Origin of the sequence: Pantoea sp., from assembly GCF_028283705.1 — a bacterium.
Lineage (GTDB): Bacteria > Pseudomonadota > Gammaproteobacteria > Enterobacterales > Enterobacteriaceae > Pantoea.
In genome coordinates, this window is sequence record NZ_JAPWKD010000028.1 from 33027 (window position 1) to 53478 (window position 20452).

The 20452-nt window shown below is 51.8% G+C and carries 17 protein-coding genes; 12 read left to right on the plus strand and 5 right to left on the minus strand.

The features are described from left to right. Nucleotides 1-318 precede the first annotated feature (318 nt). The 3 genes from PW844_RS21670 to PW844_RS21680 are packed head-to-tail and all read left to right on the plus strand — an operon-like array spanning nucleotide 319 to nucleotide 4300. On the plus strand, nucleotides 319-2514 hold the full coding sequence (locus tag PW844_RS21670) for a molybdopterin cofactor-binding domain-containing protein (RefSeq protein ID WP_299456259.1): 2196 nt from the start codon (nucleotides 319-321) through the stop codon (nucleotides 2512-2514). Between the two features lie 11 nt (nucleotides 2515-2525). Continuing rightward, a complete protein-coding gene (locus tag PW844_RS21675) occupies nucleotides 2526-2999 on the plus strand; it encodes a (2Fe-2S)-binding protein (protein ID WP_299456260.1) in 474 nt (157 codons plus the stop codon). Beyond that, a complete protein-coding gene (locus tag PW844_RS21680; RefSeq protein WP_299456262.1) occupies nucleotides 2996-4300 on the plus strand; it encodes a cytochrome c in 1305 nt (434 codons plus the stop codon). Before PW844_RS21675 ends, PW844_RS21680 begins: the two co-directional genes overlap by 4 nt. Before the next feature lie 46 nt (nucleotides 4301-4346). Here the strand turns inward: PW844_RS21680 and PW844_RS21685 are convergent, their stop codons facing one another. Further along, the gene (locus tag PW844_RS21685) at nucleotides 4347-5246 is read right to left on the minus strand and encodes a LysR family transcriptional regulator (protein ID WP_299456264.1); all 900 of its coding nucleotides are present in this window, start codon (nucleotides 5244-5246) and stop codon (nucleotides 4347-4349) included. 235 nt (nucleotides 5247-5481) lie between these two features. On the opposite strand from PW844_RS21685, the gene PW844_RS21690 reads away from it, so the two are divergent. The 3 genes from PW844_RS21690 (at nucleotide 5482) to PW844_RS21700 (ending at nucleotide 8747) form a co-directional block, all read left to right on the plus strand. Next, complete coding sequence (locus tag PW844_RS21690) at nucleotides 5482-6885, plus strand: MFS transporter (protein ID WP_299456266.1); 1404 nt, start codon at nucleotides 5482-5484, stop codon at nucleotides 6883-6885. Nucleotides 6886-7136: 251 nt separating this feature from the next. Beyond that, nucleotides 7137-7901 (plus strand): SDR family oxidoreductase, encoded by a 765-nt coding sequence (locus tag PW844_RS21695; protein ID WP_299456267.1) that lies wholly within the window; start codon nucleotides 7137-7139, stop codon nucleotides 7899-7901. A gap of 15 nt (nucleotides 7902-7916) precedes the next feature. Next, nucleotides 7917-8747 (plus strand): SDR family oxidoreductase, encoded by an 831-nt coding sequence (locus PW844_RS21700; protein ID WP_299456269.1) that lies wholly within the window; start codon nucleotides 7917-7919, stop codon nucleotides 8745-8747. Nucleotides 8748-8796: 49 nt separating this feature from the next. Here PW844_RS21700 and PW844_RS21705 read toward each other — a convergent pair whose 3' ends face one another. After that, nucleotides 8797-9525, minus strand: a complete 729-nt coding sequence (locus PW844_RS21705; RefSeq protein ID WP_299456271.1) for an NAD(P)-binding domain-containing protein — start codon at nucleotides 9523-9525, stop codon at nucleotides 8797-8799. Continuing rightward, a complete protein-coding gene (locus PW844_RS21710) occupies nucleotides 9525-10811 on the minus strand; it encodes an MFS transporter (RefSeq protein WP_299456272.1) in 1287 nt (428 codons plus the stop codon). The genes PW844_RS21705 and PW844_RS21710 overlap by 1 nt, the downstream gene beginning before the upstream one ends. Nucleotides 10812-11014: 203 nt before the next feature. On the opposite strand from PW844_RS21710, the gene PW844_RS21715 reads away from it, so the two are divergent. The 5 genes from PW844_RS21715 (at nucleotide 11015) to PW844_RS21735 (ending at nucleotide 17497) form a co-directional block, all read left to right on the plus strand. After that, nucleotides 11015-12070, plus strand: a complete 1056-nt coding sequence (locus PW844_RS21715; RefSeq protein ID WP_299456274.1) for an NAD(P)-dependent alcohol dehydrogenase — start codon at nucleotides 11015-11017, stop codon at nucleotides 12068-12070. A gap of 313 nt (nucleotides 12071-12383) precedes the next feature. Next, nucleotides 12384-12638 carry a YdgH/BhsA/McbA-like domain containing protein gene (locus tag PW844_RS21720; protein WP_299456276.1) on the plus strand — a complete coding sequence of 85 codons (255 nt, stop codon included), beginning with the start codon at nucleotides 12384-12386 and terminating at the stop codon, nucleotides 12636-12638. 150 nt (nucleotides 12639-12788) lie between these two features. Then, on the plus strand, nucleotides 12789-13139 hold the full coding sequence (locus PW844_RS21725) for a helix-turn-helix domain-containing protein (protein ID WP_299456278.1): 351 nt from the start codon (nucleotides 12789-12791) through the stop codon (nucleotides 13137-13139). Between the two features lie 36 nt (nucleotides 13140-13175). After that, nucleotides 13176-14348: an efflux RND transporter periplasmic adaptor subunit gene (locus PW844_RS21730; protein WP_299456280.1), complete on the plus strand. Its 1173-nt coding sequence runs from the start codon at nucleotides 13176-13178 to the stop codon at nucleotides 14346-14348. Then, on the plus strand, nucleotides 14348-17497 hold the full coding sequence (locus PW844_RS21735) for an efflux RND transporter permease subunit (protein ID WP_299456282.1): 3150 nt from the start codon (nucleotides 14348-14350) through the stop codon (nucleotides 17495-17497). Before PW844_RS21730 ends, PW844_RS21735 begins: the two co-directional genes overlap by 1 nt. A gap of 184 nt (nucleotides 17498-17681) precedes the next feature. On the opposite strand, the gene PW844_RS21740 is transcribed toward PW844_RS21735, so the two are convergent. Further along, entirely contained in the window at nucleotides 17682-18401 is a 720-nt protein-coding gene (locus PW844_RS21740) for an SDR family NAD(P)-dependent oxidoreductase (RefSeq protein ID WP_299456284.1), read from the minus strand. A gap of 265 nt (nucleotides 18402-18666) precedes the next feature. On the opposite strand from PW844_RS21740, the gene ompC reads away from it, so the two are divergent. Next, nucleotides 18667-19800 carry a porin OmpC gene (gene ompC, locus PW844_RS21745; RefSeq protein ID WP_299456286.1) on the plus strand — a complete coding sequence of 378 codons (1134 nt, stop codon included), beginning with the start codon at nucleotides 18667-18669 and terminating at the stop codon, nucleotides 19798-19800. A 41-nt stretch (nucleotides 19801-19841) separates the two neighbouring features. Here the strand turns inward: ompC and PW844_RS21750 are convergent. Continuing rightward, a partial coding sequence (locus tag PW844_RS21750) for an AraC family transcriptional regulator (protein ID WP_299456288.1) occupies nucleotides 19842-20452 on the minus strand: 611 nt, incomplete at its 5' end.

Here is a 20452-nt window from a genome sequence, read left to right on the forward strand (position 1 = left end):
ACTAAAAATAGCCGATCATTTTATTTTCTCCGATGCTAATAAATCCCCCCGGCAAAAGCAACTCACACAATAATCCATGACGAACCCACAACATCATGAACAGTAAGCAATTTATTTTAACTTGTTAGCTGAACTCATAAGCACTATGAACAAATCTCAACAATGAGGGATCAGCTGATAAGTATAATCCCAAAACCCGTACAGATGTTGTGCCTGTCTCATTATTAAAACTTCAATATTAATAAACGCTGCATCCTGAAATTTTGCAAATTGTCTTTTTAATTCGCTGATGCAGTACATTTGGGAGTCCTGTGTGCAATGAAAGAACTTAATATTGATGTCTCCAGACGCCGTTTTATCGCCGGTGCTGGTGCGTTAATTATCGGTGCCAGTCTGCCTCTAAAGAAGGCTATGGCAGCGGTCATCAATCCTCAGCGTGAATTTGAAGCCAACGCGTTTGTGCAAATTGGCCTTGATGGCATCGTCACCGTTTTGAGTAAACATACCGAGGTCGGCCAGGGCGTTTACACTGGCATGGCAACGCTGATAGCGGAAGAACTGGATGCTGACTGGTCGAAAATCCGCGTGGTGGCCGCACCGGTCGATACCTCGGTTTATAAAAACCTGTCCCTGGGGATCCAGGGGACTGGCGGTTCCAGCTCGATCGCTAACGCCTATGAACAAATGCGTCGCATGGGTGCAGCGGCGCGCAGTTTGATGGTCTCAGCCGCAGCTAAATTGTGGAACCAACCCGCCAGCGAGATCATCGTGCAGAATGGCGTAGTTATGCTGCCCGGTACTGACCTCAAAGCCGGGTTTGGCGAACTGGTTGCCATCGCCGCACAGCTCACGCCTCCCGACCCCGCCTCGCTGGTGCTGAAAAAGCCCGAGCAGTTTACCTATATCGGTAAGGTCAAAGGCCCACATCGCATCGACTCAAGAGATAAAGTCACCGGCAAAGCGATGTATTCCCAGGATATTAAGAAGCCGGGGATGCTGACGGTCACCATCAAACGCCCGCCCCTGTTTGGTAGCAAATTAGTCTCTTTTGATGATTCCCTGACGCGTCAATATCCTGGTGTGGTGGATGTTAAAGCCACGCCGAGTGGTGTCGCTGTGTACGCCACCAGTACCTGGGCGGCGATAAAGGGACGCGATCTGCTGAAAGCCAGCTGGGATGATGCCAACGCGGAACGTCGCAGCACCGCAGAAATCTTCGCGGAATTTCGCTCCACGGCCACCACGCCCGGTGTGCTGGCGCGTAAAACCGGCGATACCCGACAGGCATTCGCCAGCGCCGACAAAATTATCGAAGCCGAATATACCTTCCCTTATCTTGCGCATGCGCCCATGGAACCGCTCAACGGCTACATTTTTTGGGACGGCGACAGCGTCTATGCGGAGTATGGTTGCCAAATCCAGACGCTGGACCAGGCCCAGCTGACCGCCGCCTTTGGCTTACCCCCGGAAAAAGTCAAAATCGAAACGATTATGGCCGGCGGCAGCTTTGGTCGTCGTATCGATTTTGGTAATCCTAAACTTGGTCCCGATCTCGCCGCAGACATGGCGGCAGCGGCATTGGCTATTGGCCCTGGCAAAGGAATCAAGGTGGTCTGGACGCGTGAAGATGACATCAGAAGCGGCTGGTATCGTCCGATGGTGCTCCATAAAATGCGCGCCGCCATCCGCAACAACCAGATCAGTGCCTGGACCAACACCGTCGCTGGCAATTCATTTTTCAAAGACAGTGCGTTTGATGCCGCGATTAAGAATGGCCTGGATCCTATGCTGGTCGAAGGTTCGAGTGAACCTCCTTACACCTTCGCGAATTTTCAGTGCGATGCCCACATCGTACCCGGACATGTCCCGGTGACCTCACTGCGCTCGGTCGGCAGTACCCATACCTGCCATGCCGTTGAGGCGTTCATTGATAAAGTGCTCGACGCGTTAGGTCAGGATCCTGTTGAAGGCAGACTGGCCCTGATGACCGACGCCCCGCGTGAAGCGGGCACCCTGCGGGCGGTGGCGAAAGCGGCCAACTGGACGGGGCCGCTGGTCGGCAATAACCGCGCCCGGGGTGTCGCCGTGGCGAAAGCGTTCAATACCCGCGTGGCGCAAATCGCTGAAGTATCGATTGGCGAAAACGGCCAGCCCCGGGTGCATAAAGTCTGGTGTGCGGTGGACTGCGGTATTGCCGTCAACCCTGACGTGATCAAAGCGCAGATCGAGGGCGGCATCGGTTACGGGCTGAGTGTGGCCCTGTACGGCAATATCACCCTGAAAGCGGGTCATGTTGAGCAGTCCAACTTTAACAATTACCGCCCATTGCGCATCAACGAAATGCCCGAAATTGAGGTCATCATCATTCCGTCCGATGAAGCGCCCACCGGGGTCGGTGAATTAGGCGTGCCCCCGATTGCGCCAGCCGTAGCCAATGCACTGGCAAAACTGGGGCGCTCAAGAGACGACCTGAGCCTTCCCCTGCATAAACCTGGCAGCACCATTGAAGTTTAAAAGAGGCAAACATGATCACTTTAACCCTGAATAACAAGACCCTGACTTTCAATGATGATCCCAACATGCCCCTGCTCTGGTACATCCGTGAAGAAGCAGGCATGACCGGCACTAAGTTTGGTTGCGGCGTCGCCATGTGCGGCGCCTGTACCGTTCATATGGATGGCAAGCCGGTACGCTCATGCCAGACGACGATGGCAGAAGCGGCAGGTAAAAACATCACCACGATTGAATCCGTGCATGAATCGTCAGTAGGCAAAGTCGTGCAGGATGTCTGGTTCGATCTGGATGTGGTGCAGTGTGGTTACTGCCAGTCTGGGCAAATCATGAGTGCCACCGCGCTGCTTACGGAGAAGAAAATGCCCACCGATGCCGATATCGACGCGGCCATGAGTGGCAATGTGTGTCGTTGTGCCACTTACGTACGCATTCGTCAGGCTATTCACGCAGCAGCGAAGAAACTGGGCGAGGCTGAACAATCATGACTACCTGGTTAAAACGAGCAGGCATCAGCGCCGGTGCCATTGTCATTTTGCTGGTGGCGTTTGCGGCATTTGTTGCACTTCGCCCCGTCGGGGAGGAACCGACCGCACCGATATCAGGTGCACCAGCCAACCTGCAAACTCAGGTTCAACGGGGTGAGTATCTGGCGAAAGCCGCTGACTGCGTCGCCTGCCATACGACGAAAGGCGGAGAACCTTTAGCCGGTGGGCTGGCGTTCAAAATGCCATTTGGCACCATTTATGCCACCAATATCAGTGCTGATAAAGAGCATGGCATCGGTAACTGGAGCGACGACGAGTTCGTGAGCGCGGTGCGTCAGGGTATCAGCCCACACGGAAACCTTTATCCGGCTATGCCGTATACCTCGTATACCGCGATGAGTCGCGACGACGTGCTGGCTATCAAGGCCTGGCTGATGAGCCAGCCACCTGTGGCCCAGGCTAACCGGCAAAACGACCTCGGGTTTCCGTTTGATCAGCGCTGGGCGATGAAGTTCTGGAATGCGGCGTTCTTCCGGGAAAGGCGTTTTGTCCCACTCGACTCGTCTGATGCTGAGCTGAATCGCGGAGCCTATCTGGCGACGGCTCTGGGCCATTGTGGCGAATGCCATACACCGCGAAACCTCGGTTTTGCCATGGATCAGGGTCATGCGTTAGCGGGTGCTGAGATTCAGGGGTGGTTTGCGCCCAATATCTCGTCCAATCCTGACACCGGTCTGGGTCAATGGAGCCCGGAACAGATTTCCCAATATCTGGCGCAAGGCCACGCCCCGGGCCGCAGCAGCGCTGCAGGCCCGATGGCCGAAGTGATCGAAAACAGCCTGCAATATCTGACGCCGGAAGATAACCAGGCCTTGGTGAAGTATCTGCAACACACCCTGCCCGCCGATAATGGAGACGGCATCCGGGTCAATCTGCAACCTGCGGGCGCGATGAAGTCAACAGCGTTACTGCCGGGGGATCAAAACGACAGCGCGGGCAGACAACTGTTTGCCGGTGACTGTAGTGGATGTCACCAGTGGAATGGCCCAGGCAGAGTGAGCCAACATGCTTCTCTGGCGGGCAGCACCACCGTCAACGATCCAAAGGGCAGAAGCCTGGTACAGGTGATTCTGAAAGGCACACACATGGAAGTCGGCGATCAGCAGGTATTTATGCCAGATTTCGGCAATAAATATTCCGACGCGGAAGTGGCGTCCGTTGCCAACTTCGTCATTGGTCACTTTGGTGGTAAACAAGGTGAAGTCACCGCTGAACAGGTAAAGCAGCAAAGGGATAAGTAAGTATCAAAGCCCCGGTGCGGCAATCAGCACCGGGCTTTCTTTTAATTTAGCTCTGGCAAGCCTCTTTCATCATGTCAATAAACACCCTGAATCCGAGAGTTAATTCTTTCCGTCCCGAATAGTAGAGCGTATAACCCGGGAAGGATGGACACCAGTCCTCAAGCACCCGAAGGTATTTACCTGCGGTGATCGCGTCGAGTACGTAATGCTCAGGAATACAACAAATCCACTTTCCTGACCCCACCGCCTTCAGCATGATGTCGATATCGTTAACGGTGAGATTCCCGTCAATCCGGTGTTTATATTTACTATCCTGTTTCTCAAACTCCCAACCATAAATACGCCCGGTTGAATCGCGGCGATAGGCCAGGCACCGATGATCTTTTAAGTCACCTGGCTCACGGGGGATTTGTTTGTCGATAAAGTAATCAGGTGTACCCACAATAGCCATGCGCAGCTCATCCCCTAACGGAATCGCCACCATATCCTTTTCAACCTGCTCGCGTAAGGCAATGCCCGCGTCGAACCGCTCATCAATGATGTTTTTAAGGGAGGCATTGATATCAATTTCAAACGAGACTTCAGGGTGGTTTTGCAGCATAGCGTTAACCACCGGCAGCACATACTTTTCAGCCGCATATTTGGGTGCAGTGATTCTAATTAACCCTGAAGGTCGTTCGCGTAACTGATCCAGCGAAATCAATTCATCTGCGATTGCATTTAATGCCGGTCTTAAGGTGCTAAGCAGCTTCTCCCCTGCCTGTGTCGGTGAAACGCTTCGGGTGGTACGGTTGAGCAGTTTAACCCCTAAACGCCCTTCTAATCTGTTGAGGGTATAACTTAATGCTGATTGCGACAGACCCAGTTTGATCGCCGCTTTGGAAAAGTTTTGTTCAGCGGCAATCAAAGCAAACACACTGAGATCGGCCAAATCATCTTTAAACATGTTTTTAAATCACGGAAGTTTAGATATCGCTATGATGACATCTTCATTGGGTTAATGGATTCATAGGGTTTATGAAAGTGATTCATAAGCGTTCATTGGTAGTGATTAATAAAAAGCCACAACACCATTTATGAATATAGGTTATAAGGGAATGCATAATTATCGGACTAATTTCTGCGGGGTAAATCCGTATAATTTTCTCAATCCCTAAGCGATTCGGAAACGAGAATTAATAATGCCCGCCCAGCAAACGCCTGTTCGCCATCATGAAAAGCACCCCACTATAATTTTAAGCCTGATCCTCATCAGTTATATGATGATAGTTATTGATAACTCAGTGGTAATAACCGGACTACCAAAAATCCATCAGGAGCTTTCTTTCAGCCTTGCAGGTCTGTCCTGGGTTTCCAGCGCTTATGCGCTGACGTTTGGTGGTTTGCTGTTGCTTAGCGCGAAAGCGGGCGATCTCTTTGGCCGCAAAAGAATGCTGAATATCGGGTTAACCATTTTTACTCTGGCTTCGCTGGCGATCAGCCTGGCTCCTGAGGCTGCATTTCTGGTTATCGCCCGCGCAATTCAGGGGGTTGGCGCGGCAATCCTCGCACCCTCAACCTTAGCCATTCTGCAAATCACCTTTCCGGCAGGTCCGGCCCGAACGCGGGCCATTTCACTGTACGCAGCAGCCGGTGGGTTATCCGCCAGCGTGGGTCTGGTTATCGGGGGAGTCTTAGCCGAACTGGTATCCTGGAGAGCGGGGTTTATGGTTAATGTCCCGATTGGCATCGTCCTGATTATCGCCGCATCCCGCTATATCGATGAAACCGATAAACAAAGTGGCAAGCCGGATATCCCCGGTGCCATCTTATCGTCTCTGGGTATGACAGGGATTGTTTATGGCACCGTCTCCTCCGGTACGCTGGGCTGGAGTTCTTTAGTTACCCAGCTTTCTTTTCTGGTCGGCGGCTTATTGCTTCTTTGGTTCATCCTGATTGAGCGCAAAGTTGATGAGCCGATTATGCCGCTGCATCTGTTTAAAAGTGCCGAACGTTCGGGCGCGTATGCCGCACGCCTGCTTTATATTGGTGCCGCCATGGGCTTTTTTTTCTACAGCACGCAATTTATGCAGGGCGTCTTACATTATTCTCCCATTCAGGCAGGGCTGGCTTTCTTGCCTGCAATGATGACCAATTTCGTTGTGGCACTGAATGTTCCTAAACTGGTTCAACGCATAGGAAGCCGCCGCATATTAATTCTGAGTTTGCTGTTTGCCCTGATCGGCATGTTGATGCTTAGCCGTCTGGATGCATCTTCGACCTTTATTAGCGGTCTGTTGCTACCCACAGTCTTCATCGGCATCGGTATCGGCGGAGCCATGGGACCTCTGACAACGTCGGGTATTAATGGTGTCGCACCAAAGGATGCAGGTGCGGCTTCCGGCATCGTAAATGTTGCCCATCAAATCGGCGGAGCACTGGGTCTTAGCGTGTTGGTGGCTGCTGCGGAAGCAGGTGGCGAGAATCTGGCTGCGGTCCCCTTACTAATACATCAGACCGGTAACGCATTCACCGCCGGTGCGGTGCTGATCGCCTTCTCTTTGCTGCTGGTATTAACGGTGATGAGGCGGACAAAAAAAGCCTGATTATGTCATTCATACTGTAAGGCAGGACTCATGAATGCCAACACTGGCATTCATGAGAAAAATTCATAGAGTTTTGCTGATTATATGTAAAGTCATTCCGTTCATAAGCCGTTATATTATATTTATTCACAAGTAAGAATATTCATTTATTAATTCTCACTCTCAAATTTAATTAACCCCATAAAATATTTAAGAGCAAATACTTAATTCAGGTTAATCACCGCGCTCTTAATAATATAAGAGGAAACATAATGAGTCTGGTACTTATCATTGGTGCAACGGGTTCCGTTGGCCGTCATGTCGTCACTGAAGCACTGAATAACGGACACAGGGTCCGTGCGCTGACACGCAAAAACGCAGATACCCGCGGGTTCTCTGCTGATGTTGAACAAGTGACAGGTGACCTGACCGATATCAACACGCTGATCCAGGCAGTAAAAGACGTGGACGCTATCATTTTTACTCATGGCACCCATGGGTATGAGAAACAGGGCTTTGAGCAGGTCGATTACGGTGGGGTCCGCAATGTTATTCAGGCCCTGAACGGGCGTTCGGTGCATATCGCGCTGATGACGGCGATTGGCGTGACAGTAAGAAGCACCATGCACGACTGGAAACGCCGGGCAGAACGGCTGGTGCGGGCCAGTAGCTGTCGCTACACCATCGTGCGCCCCGGCTGGTTCGATTACAACGCCGCAAATCAGCTGAAACTGGTCGCCCTCCAGGGGGATAACCGACGTGATGGCAGCCCGAAAGACGGTGTTATTTCCCGTTACCAGATTGCCCAGGTGCTGGTTAACAGCATCAGCTTGCCAGATGCATGGAATAAGACCTTCGAACTGGTGGCCGAGACGGGATCGGCAACGGAGGATTTTGTCTCGTTTTTCCGCAGTGTCGATCAGGACAGCAATGGCATCGATGCGATTCATGACAGGGATAACATGCCCCTGAATGAAGAGCCAGAAAGGGTGGTTTCAGCCATGCATGCAGCAGCCCCCTCCAGTATTGCACGTTAAATTATGAGGTCAGTTATGGCAGACGTTATTGTCGTTATCGGCAGTGGTTCCATCGCCCAGGCTATCGCGCGCCGTGTCAGCGTGGGTAAAAAAATTCTGCTGGCCGATATCCATCTGGATAATGCTAAAGCAGTTGAAGACATCCTGAAAAGAGCCGGGTTTGACGTGGAGTCCACTCATGTCGATGTCAGGTCGCGAGAATCAATCCAGCAATTAGTCGCGGCCTCCACAGCCTTAGGCGATATCAAAGGCGTGATCCTGACGGCGGGACTATCCCCCTCGCAGGCGAAAGCGCAGGATCTGCTGCATGTCGATTTGTACGGCAGCGCCGTAGTATTTGAAGAGTTTGGCAAAGTGATTGCGGCGGGTGGCTCCTGCGTGGTACTGGGATCGCAGTCCAGCCATCGCCTCGATTGTGACGCGATTTCACAGGCCACCGCCGATCAACTGGCCACTCTGCCTCCTGAAAAATTGTTAGAACTTCCCTGGATTAAAGCGATTGATGACAGCCTGTATGCCTATCAGATTTCGAAACGCGGCAATGCCTTGCGGGTGATGTCTGAAGCGGTGAAATGGGGAAAACGCGGTGCGCGCATTAATTGCATCAGCGCAGGCATTATTTTCACCCCACTGGCCTACGACGAGCTGAATAGCGTGGAACGCGGTGATTACTACCGCAATATGTTAGGCAAATCTCCAGCAGGACGTGGCGGCACACCGGATGAAATCGGTGCGCTGGCCGAATTTATGTTTGGTCCTAACGGCGCTTATATGAGCGGCAGCGATGTGTTAATCGATGGCGGTGTCACCGCATCGGTAAAATACGGTGAGTTAAAACCGCAATAGTGACGGGATTGATCGCGCATCAGACACCTGATGCGCGATCGACCGGTGATCAACCCGCTGCCGGTAAACCGAGAATGTTACGTAACGCTGCTGCGTTGGTGTTGGCACGGAAACCCGGGCCACCGCGCTGGAAGCTTCGCGCCGACGCCAGATTTCCGGTGATCACCGGGACAGAACCTGCATCCTCCACTAACTTCGCGACAAGGGTTAATGCCGCTGCGTCGTCACTGGCCATCGGCACCCCCAGTTTCTTGCTCTGACTGGCGCTGGCAGAGGCCTCAATTGCCGTGGCATCAACGGCGCTGAAGGCGCGGACATAGCGCGTGCCAGGCAATAATCTCTGGCTGGCCTCAGCCACCCCATTTTCGCTCATTTGCCCGCCCGGAGGATTACAGGCATCAATCACAATCTTTCCTTTCATCAATGGCGCGAGCTGCTGCCCCAGTTGCGGTAGCGCATCCCAGGGCACGGCAAACAGCAGGATGTCACCAAAGGTTGCCGCTTCCACTGGCGTTCCGGCACGGGCATTGGCACCCAGTGGGGCGATCTCGCGCCGCAGTTCATCAAGGTGGCGGGTGGAAAACATCACCTGATGCCCGGCTTTAACCCACAGCTTCGCCACCGTACCGCCCAGCCAGCCGGCGCCGATGACACCGATTTTCAGTGCCCGTCCCGTGCCGGTACCTTCAGCCCTGGCGAGTTGCATTGTGCCGCCGGTTAATCCCATGGCTCCGGTTATTGCGGCCAATTTAATAAGCTGCCGTCTGGAAAAAGACATTAGTCACCTCCTGATTTGAGTGGAATGAAAGGAGATTTGCTGCCCAGCCACAGGGAGAGGGCCAGCCAGATAAGTGAAAGGGGGATGGCGATATAAGCCAGCATACCGGCACTGCCTGAAAAATTTAATAACCCGGCATAACTCCAGCTTCCCAGCTGGTCACCCAATCGATAAACCACCGTATCGATGAAGTTTTTCGACTTGTAGCGTTCCTCTTTATTCACCCGGGTAAATAAAATTTCTCTGCCGGGACGGGCGAATGAAAAGTTGCTGATTCTGCGCACCACCTGGAAAACCACGAAAATAATCAGCGAGGGAAACGCCAGTAATAATGAAAAGCCTGCCAGCGTCACCAACGGTAAAATTGCCAGTGTGAATGATACGCCTAACCCTTTCAGGGTTCTGGATGTTAATACCAGCTGGGAAATGAGGGTAAATATATTGACCCACAAATCGATGGTGGCGAAAAATTGCGTGCGTGCGGCTCTGTCTGAGAAAGCACTGGCGGCTATCCTCGCCTGTTCCAGATAAAGAAAAGTCGATGTCAGGCTGTACAGAATCATAAAAACGGCAATACCTGACAGGTAAGGTGAACGCAGGGTGTGGGTGATACCGGCAAAGACCGATCCCCCCACCGGGCGTTCCGATGCATGGATTTCGCCATTTTCTTCTTTGCTATTTTCTGCATCTCTGACGGCGCGATGAGCCGACAGCAGGCTTAGCTCCAGCATCAGGAATGCCAGCAGAATCAACCCGCGCTGATCGATGATCTCCACTAACATCAGCGTCACCAGCGACCCGACCATCGCCCCCAGCGTTGCCCCGGCTGACAGGATACCAAATAATCTCAGCCCCTGTTCCGGGCTGAAGACATCAACAATCAGTGACCAGAAAATCGATACCACAAACAGGTTAAACACCGATACCCAGATAAAGAAAACCCTGCCCGTCCAGATACGGTATTCACTGAATGCAGGCAACAACAAAATAAAGAACACCAGCAGATGTGCAGCAAAAAAATGATAACTCAGCTTAATCACCGTGATGCGGGAAAATCTTTTAACTAAAAATGAAAATATCGGCGTAAGCATTAACATGGCAATCAATGTGCCACTGAATAACCAGGGAAGATTATTTACCCCACCCGCCACACCTAACTCATCGCGAACCGGGCGTAACAGATAATACGCCAGAAAAAGCGAGAAGACATACAACATGGCCCAGGCGAGTATTCTGAACTCATTTTTTCTGATATCTAATAATTTGCTAATTCTGTCAGCATCCATAAATAGCATCCGAATACAGAATTCCAGAGGAGAATCATAAAAGACAGTGCAGAAAATAATTTATTGCGGATTAGCATTTTGCGTCATTAGTGATGAGCTATATTCATAGGGCTATTCATCCCCATAAAGGTGATTTTATCTGGCTTAATCTGCTATTTACCTTATGGTTCTTTACAGCATGGTTTTATCCCAGGAGACACAGAATGACCTTAAACGTGAAAGGCTATGCAGCCTTTGCCGCCAAAGAAGACTTAGTGCCACATAACTTCGTACGTCGCGATCCGCGTGACAATGACGTGGTGATTGAGATTCTCTACAGCGGTGTTTGCCACTCCGATATCCACAACGCCTATAACGACTGGGGCGGTGCAAAATATCCGATGGTGCCCGGACACGAAATTATTGGCCGCGTCATGCACGTTGGCAAAGCCGTCACCAAATTCAACATTGGCGATCATGTTGGTGTCGGTTGCATGGTGGATTCCTGTCAGCATTGCAGCGCGTGTGAGCAGGGTCTGGAGCAGTATTGTGAAGAAGGCAACACCCTTACCTATAACGACGTTGACCGCCATGACCAGATGCCGACCTATGGCGGCTACTCTGACAAAATCGTTGTCACCGAGAAATTCGTGGTCAAAGTACCGGATGGTCTTGACTTAAAAAGCGCCGCGCCGCTGCTGTGTGCCGGTATCACCACCTGGTCCCCACTGCGTCACTGGAATGTGGGTCCGGGCAGCAAAGTTGCGGTAGTGGGTCTCGGCGGTCTCGGCCATATGGCGCTGAAGCTGGCTAAAGCGCTGGGCGCGGATGTTACATTATTCAGCCGTTCACCGAATAAATCGGAAGATGCCCGTCGCCTCGGTGCAGAACATATCGTCATTTCCACCGACGAAGCACAGATGAAGGCAGTCTATAACCAGTTCGATCTGATTATCGACACCGTTCCCTACGTCCATGACCTGAAACCCTATATCCCGACTCTGGCGCTCAACGGTACGCTGGTGCTGGTCGGTTATCTGGGCGATCTGGATCCGGTACTGAACAGCGCGCCACTGGTACTGGGCCGTAAATCTGTCGCCGGTTCAGTGATCGGTGGCATTGCTGAAACCCAGGAAATGATGGATTTCTGTGGTGAGCATGGCATCACTTCCGATGTTGAAATGATCAACATGCAGGACATCAATGATGCATGGAAGCGCATGCTGAAAAGCGATGTGAAATACCGCTTCGTCATCGATATTGCCTCGCTGAAAGCGTAGTCGCAATCATGCCGGGGAGGTGTTCTGTCACCTCCTCTCAATACGTTTCCCGGTTGTACCACCCTTTACTGCTCTCCTGGATTGAGATATATGTGAAATACTCACATGTCTTATCCGATTACCTGAAAATTTTGTGATACAGGTCAAATATTAAACGGTTCCTTTGCGAAGTGTTAACGATTCGGGTCAAAATTGATGAGTAAGACTCATAACGCTTATCGCTAATCCCCTCTAATTAAATGTATCTCACAATGATACTATTACCTTGTCGTTAGGCTATTCCCTCCATTAACGGATTTGAATTGAGGTTTACATGAAGATTTTAACTGTCTCTGTCATTGCTCTTGCGAGCTTATTGACTGCTACCAGCGCGTTCGCTGCTGAAATTTCATCCGATATCTCTGGCAAACAGAAGTTTGGCGTGGTTTCTGCCGAAGGTGCTTATTCGCTGGATGGACTGACTGACATGCTGTCTGATAAAGCCCAGGCCAAAGGTGCAACCGCAATGAAAGTAATCTCAGCAGGTGGAGTAAACAAACTGTATGGCGTGGCTGAGATTTATAAATAATCCCGCGAAGACGAAATAGACATTGGCAAGCCCACTTTCAGAAATCATTATCGTTTCTGCGCATAATTTTGTGTGTTTCGCTGCATAAATGCTTGTTTTTATTTCGTCTTTCTTCATCTCTCATCATTATTCGATTGTACAGGTGTAAGAATGGACCGACATGAAACCATTATCTATGAGCTGTTAACATGGATAGATGAAAACATTCGCAGCCCACTCAAGATTAGCGATGTTGCACAACGTTCTGGTTATTCAAAGTGGCATCTTCAGCGCATGTTCCATCGCATCATGAATATCAGCCTTGGCAATTATATTCGTGACAAGAAGCTGGAACTTGCCGCACATGATCTTATTGATAGCAATGAAGCCGTCATCGAAATTTCCGTTAAGTATGGTTACGACTCTCAGCAGTCTTTCACCCGCTCTTTCGCCCGGAAATATAATGTGCCCCCTGCGACTTATCGTCGCATGAAAACACATAACTTAAATTTCCAGGTTTAATTCAACGTCATTGCCGGTTTCCGGGAGACTATAACAATGCCCAATAACGTGGCACTTAAGCCTCTGGCTTTGCTATGCGCTTTCACCATTTTAAGTTTAACAGGATGTGATGACTCCTCAGGGAAAACTGCTCAGGCGCAGGAAGCGCCAGAAGTGCAGGTCCTCACACTCAATACCCAGTCTTTAGCCGTTTCAACTGAATTACCGGGGCGTACTTCGGCGTTCCGCGTGGCCGAAGTTCGTCCGCAGGTTTCTGGCATCATTTTAAAACGTGCCTTCACCGAAGGCAGCGATGTGGTGGCAGGTCAGACGCTGTATCAAATCGACCCCGCACCGTTTCGTGCCAGCTTTAACAATGCCAAAGCCGCCGTATCACAGGCCGAAGCCAATGCGCGTATTGCTCAGGTAACACTCAATCGCTACCGCTCACTGACCGGCACCCATTACATCAGCCGTCAGGATTTTGATCAGGCAGAAGCGACCGCCGCCCAGACGCGCGCGGCAGTGGAAGCCGCCAGTGCCGCACAGGAAACCGCCCGCATCAATCTGGCATGGAGCACCATCACCTCGCCGATCAGCGGACGTATTGGGCGCTCGTCGGTGACAGAAGGTGCGCTGGTGCAGAATGCGCAAACCGATGCACTGGCAACGGTTCAGCAGCTTGATCCGATGTATGTCGATGTGACGCAGTCGAGCGGCGATTTCCTGCGCCTGCAACAGGAACTGGCCTCCGGCAAGCTGCGTCAGAACGCGGGCAAAGCGGTCGTCAGCGTGATTATGGGTGACGGTGCCGTCTACCCCCGCACCGGGACGCTGGCTTTTTCTGACGTCACCGTCGATCAGACCACCGGCTCTATCACCCTGCGCGCCATTGTGCCCAACCCGGATCATACCCTGCTGCCCGGCATGTTCGTCCGCGCACGTCTGGATGAGGGCACCGATCCCCAGGCATTGCTGATCCCGCAGCAGGCCGTTACCCGTACCCCGCGCGGTGAAGCCACCACGCTGGTGGTCGGTAATGATAACAAAGTGGAAGTCCGCACCATCAGCGTCTCGCAGGCGGAAGGCGATAAATGGCGTGTGAATGGCGGTCTGCAGGCCGGGGAGCGCGTGATTGTGTCCGGTATCCAGCGGGCTCAGCCAGGCATGACCGTTAAACCTGTTGCTGCAAACGCTTCCCCCTCTTCGTCCACAGGAACCGCTGACTGATGTCCAGATTCTTTATTGACCGGCCCATTTTTGCCTGGGTGCTGGCGATTATCGTCATGCTGGCCGGGGGGATTTCGATCCTCAAACTGCCGGTGGCGCAGTACCCTGACGTCGCCCCCACCTCGGTGCAGATCCGCGCCACCTACCCCGGCGCAGACGCCACCACGCTACAGAATACCGTGGCGCAGGTGATCGAACAGAACATGAGTGGCCTGGACGGCCTGATGTACATGTCCTCCAACAGCGACTCCTCCGGCACGCTGCAACTCACGCTGTCGTTTGAGAACGGCACGGACCCGGATATCGCCCAGGTGCAGGTGCAGAATAAGCTGCAGCTCGCCACCCCGCGTCTGCCGCAGGAAGTTCAGCAGCAGGGCATCTCGGTGCGTAAATCCTCCAGCGTGTTCTTCCTGGTGCCGGGCTTCGTCGATGAATCCGGCCACATGAGCATGGAAGATATCGCGGACTATGTGGCCTCCCATCTGCAGGACCCTCTCAGCCGTATCAACGGCGTCGGCGACACCACCCTGTTCGGTTCCCAGTACGCGATGCGTATCTGGCTAGACCCCAACAAGCTGGATAACTACCAGCTGACCCCGGTCGATGTAATGAACATGATCAGATCCCAGAATGCGCAGATCGCCGCCGGCCAGCTCGGCGGTGCGCCACCGGTGAAGGGTCAGCAGCTTAATGCCTCGATCATTGCCCAGACGCGCCTCACCTCACCGGAACAGTTCGGCAACATTCTGCTGAAGGTGAATAGCGATGGCTCCCAGGTGCGCCTGCATGACGTGGCCCGCATCCAGCGTGGCGGTGAGAACTACAACTTTGTGGTGAAAATTAACGGCAAACCGGCTTCCGCACTCGGCATTCAGCTGGCGACGGGCGCTAACGCGCTGGATACCGCTAATGCCATCCGCGCCAAAATCAATGATCTGAAGCCCTTTTTCCCGCCGGGCCTGAAAGTGGTTTATCCCTACGACACCACGCCGTTTATCAGCATCTCGATCCACGAAGTAGTGAAAACGCTGTTTGAAGCGATCGTGCTGGTGTTCCTGGTGATGTACATGTTCCTGCAGAGCTTCCGCGCCACGCTGATCCCGACCATTGCGGTACCGGTGGTGTTGCTCGGCACCTTTGGCATCCTCAGCGCCTTTGGTTACTCGATCAACACCCTGACCATGTTCGGCATGGTGCTGGCGATAGGCCTGCTGGTGGATGATGCCATCGTGGTGGTGGAGAACGTCGAACGTGTGATGGCCGAGGAAGGGCTAAAACCGAAAGCCGCTACGCGAAAATCGATGGGGCAGATCCAGGGTGCGCTGGTCGGCATCGCGCTGGTGCTGTCGGCAGTATTTGTGCCCATGGCTTTCTTCGGTGGCAGTACCGGCGTTATCTATCGTCAGTTCTCCATTACCATCGTGTCGGCGATGGCGTTGTCCGTGCTGGTGGCGCTGATCCTGACGCCGGCCCTGTGCGTTACCATCCTGAAACCGGTAAAACCGGGTACCCACGGTCAGCATCGTGGCTTGTTCGGCTGGTTTAACCGCAAGTTCGATCAGAGCGCCCATCACTACACCAATTCCGTTGCGCGCATGCTGAATCGCAGCGGTCGCTTTCTGCTGATTTATGGCGTGCTGGTGGCGGGTATGGCGGTGCTGTTTATGCGTCTGCCCACCTCGTTCCTGCCGTCGGAAGACCAGGGCGTGCTGGCCACGCAGGCGATCCTGCCGGCTGGCGCAACTCAGGAACGCACCCAGGCCGTGCTGGACCAGGTGAGCGATTACTATCTGACCAACGAGAAAAAGAACGTTGAGAACGTGCTGTCGATCAACGGCTTCGGCTTTGCCGGACGCGGTCAGAACGTGGGCATCATCTTTGTCGGCCTAAAAGACTGGTCAGAACGTGACGGTAGCGAGAACTCGGTGGATGGTATCGTCAGCCGGGCGATGAAATCGTTCAGTAAAATCATGGACGGTAACGTGGTGGCTTTTAACCTGCCGCCAATCATTGCGCTGGGTAACGCCACCGGCTTCGACTTTGAGCTGATCGATCAAGGCGGCCTCGGCCATGAGCAACTGACAGCCGCGCGTAACAAACTGCTGGAACTGGCGCGTCAGCATCCTGACGTGCTGACGGCGGTGCGTCCGAACGGCATGGAAGACAGCCCGCAGTATAAGGTCAATATCGATCAGGAAAAAGCCACCGCGCTGGGCGTAGATCTTACCGACATCAACACCACCCTGAGCAGCGCCTGGGGCGGCAGCTATGTCAACGACTTCATTGACCAGGGCAGGGTGAAGCGCGTTTACGTGATGAGTGATGCGCCTTACCGCATGATGCCGAAGGACCTGAACAACTGGTACGTGCGCGCCAGCAACGGCAAAATGGTGCCTTTCGCCAGCTTTGCCAGCGCGGAATGGGTGTTCGGTTCACCGCGTCTGGAACGCTACAACGGCCTGTCGTCGGTCGAAATTCTCGGCCAGCCATCACCGGGTAAAAGCTCCGGTGAGGCGATGGCGCTGATGGAACAGCTGGCGAAGCAGCTGCCACCCGGCATCGGCTATGACTGGACCGGGATGTCGTACCAGGAACGGATGAGCGGCCAGCAGGCCCCGGCGCTGTATGCTATCTCGCTGATCGTGGTGTTCCTATGCCTGGCCGCGCTATATGAAAGCTGGTCGATCCCGTTCTCGGTGATGCTGGTGGTGCCGCTCGGCGTATTTGGTGCGCTGGTTGCCACCATGCTGCGTGGTCTGAATAACGACGTTTACTTTGTGGTTGGCCTGCTGACGACCATTGGTTTGTCAGCGAAGAACGCCATCCTGATTGTGGAATTCGCCAAAGACCAGATCGAGATAGAAGGTAAAGGCGTGGTGGAAGCCACCCTGGAGGCAGCCCGCATGCGTCTGCGTCCGATCCTGATGACGTCACTGGCGTTTATCCTCGGCGTCCTTCCACTGGCGCTCAGTTCCGGTGCCGGTTCCGGCGCACAGAACGCGGTGGGCACCGGGGTGATCGGTGGCATGGTGGCGGCGACGCTGCTGGCAATCTACTTCGTACCGGTGTTCTTTGTCGTGGTACGCAACCGCTTTGGTGGTAAGGCACATGATGAGGATGATGATGAGGATGAATACATCGCCCACTAGACTGCCTTTCACCCGCTAACATCATCAAACCAGCCGGTTGTTACCGGCTGGTTTTTTTTATCCTTACAATGGCTGATTGATTACGATATATGCACAGGAAAGAAAAGTGAGATATCTGACTGAGCGGAAGGTAAAGGAATCACAGGCGGGGGAGGTTTTATTTTACTCAATTACGGACAGGACATCATCGCAATGAACATCTTTCAGTCATATATTTCGTTTTAATCCCATCGCTAATTTTCTGAGTAAGCAATCGGTGTGAGTCATCTTCTGCCACGGTTTTACTCATCAGGCTATCCGGTTTGCAATTATCACTTAAAGGTATTGTGTTCACCGGACGCATGAGTTCAAAACCGGATAATTCATCGCCAGATCTGACGTTAATAACCTGCGTCCTGATACCATACGAGGAAATTTCATCCGTCATTGACTCAATAAATGCTCTTAATCCTTTTTTAATCGCATAACTAATTGCAACACCACCCGGCACTTTTTTATCAATTGGTGCTGAAATCAGAATGATCTGCCCTTTTTTTCGTTTTCTGAAAAATGGGATTAATGCACGAACTAACAGGATAGGCTCATTGATTCCTGAAATAAGTGCATAATTAACATCCAGAGAAGTCATCTCTTCGGTGGACTGAACTAAATTATGACCATCGCATAATATCACCCCATCCACTTCAGACCCACGTCCAAAGACAACCTTTAAGCAACTGATTATATTTGCATTTTCGTAACTGAACATTTCCTCAGCTATGAAGTTATCAGGATATAAAGAGGTTAAGTCTGTAACATTTAAATAATTTTTGACAATAGCCGTAACATGATGCCCTTTACGGAGCAACTGGCTGGCAACCTCTTTTCCCGTTCCGGCTTCAACACCGGTTAAGATCCAGTTCATAAGTTTTTTCTATATTTAACTTTTGTAAAGTTTTGAATAGCGTTTTGTAATCCTGCGTTATCAAATACCATAAGTTAGCAGGCGAACTATTTATGAAATTGTGCTCTTTTAGGCATTTCTCAGTATTAATTTTATCATTTACCCGATTGTGCCTTATTTGCATTAGCAGATTTACTAAAAATGCTTTCAATGTTAGAAAATTTATCGCCGGGGAACTTTTCCCGCGCTCATACAAAAACAAGCAGTGGTTTATACGAGGAATAAAATGAAAACGCCTATTAGAAAGCTTTCTTTAGCTATCGCAGGGTTTATTGTTGCAAGCGCAGCACATTCTGCTGAAGTATATAACAAAGATGGTAACAAATTAGACATCAACGGCATGGTGGTTGGTGAGAACTATATCAGTAATGATAAAAGCGTAAATGGTGACCAATCCTATATGCGTTTCGGGTTCCGTGGCGAAACGCAGATTAGCGACCAGCTCACCGGCTATGGTCAATGGCAGGCGCAATGGAACCTGAATCAGACTGAAAATCAGACCAATCAAATGTATACCCGTATTGGTTACGCAGGTCTGAAATACGGTAATTATGGTTCGTTCGATTACGGTCGTAATTCCGGCATCATGTATGACGCATTCAGTTATACCGATATGCAGCCTGAGTTCGATGGCCTGACCTATAACTCAGACCAGTTCCTGTTCCACCGTGGTAATGGTCTGGCGACTTACCGTAATGATAATTTCTTTGGCCTCGTAGATGGCCTGCATTTTGCCCTGCAGTATCAGGGTAAAAACGATGGCGGCGGTGAGCCAGGCGTGCGTGATGTGCTGCGCCAGAACGGCGATACCTTTGGTATGTCAGCCTCGTATGACATCGGCGCAGGCTTCAGCATTGCTGGTGCATTCATGAGCGGCGACCGTACCAACGAGCAGAACAGCCTGACCAGCGGCATCATGGGTCATGGTTCAAAAGCGGAAGCCTATACTGGCGCGATTAAATACGATGCCAACAATGTTTATCTGGCTGTTATGTATGCACGCGCCTATAACGCCTCTCGCTTTGGTTCTGCTTCTTCTGACGACAGCGCTTATGGTTACGCGAACCAGTCCGATCTGTTTGAAGCCTATGCGGGCTATACCTTTGATTTCGGTTTAGTACCGTTCATTGGTTATAACCAGACTCGCGGCAAACATCTGGGTGCCTCCGCTGACGGCAATACCTATGGCAGCCAGGATCTGGTGAAATTTGTTGATATCGGTGCGACCTACAACTTCAATAAAAACATGAATGCGTATGTCGACTACCAGATCAACCTGATGGATAGCAGCGAGTTCTCTCAATCTGCTGGCATCAGCACCAGTGATGTTGTGGCAGTCGGCATGGTTTACCAGTTCTGATTGTTACCGGGCGAGGAGATCCTCGCCCGTTTTTCCCCTGATCATCCCTTTTTGAAGTAATTTTGCGGTGTTTCCCCCATCGCTTTTCTGAACATGGTGATGAAAGAACTGGAACTTCGATAGCCGAGTTCCGTCGCTATGGTGGCAACCGACATCCCCTGCGCCAGCCGGGTCATGGATTCCACCAGCCGTAACTGTTGTCGCCATTGGCCAAAGGTATAACCGGTCTGTTTGATAAACAGCCGACTCAGCGTTCTGTCGCTGGTACCGATGCGATCACCCCATATTTCCAGTGATTCATTATTTGACGGTGCCTGCATCAGCGCCTTACAGATTTTCTGGAGTCGTCGATCTCCGGGAAGAGGCAAACAACCCTGCTGCAGTTCCTGTGCCTCGTGTAATCCTCTTAGCAACAACGGCACAATCATTTCGGAGAGAATATAAGTTTCCTGTCGGCGTTCTTTCACCATTTCCAGCACCAGTTCACGCAGCAGGGAAGAAACCAGCAAAACACAGCATTCTTTTCTTTCATGACGCCACACATCGGGTTCAATATAAATACTGTGCATCAGGGCTTCACCGGATGCATACAGTTCATGACCGGTACGGGGTAACAATAATAATCCGCGATTCGGTCCCAGCGTCCAGGAAC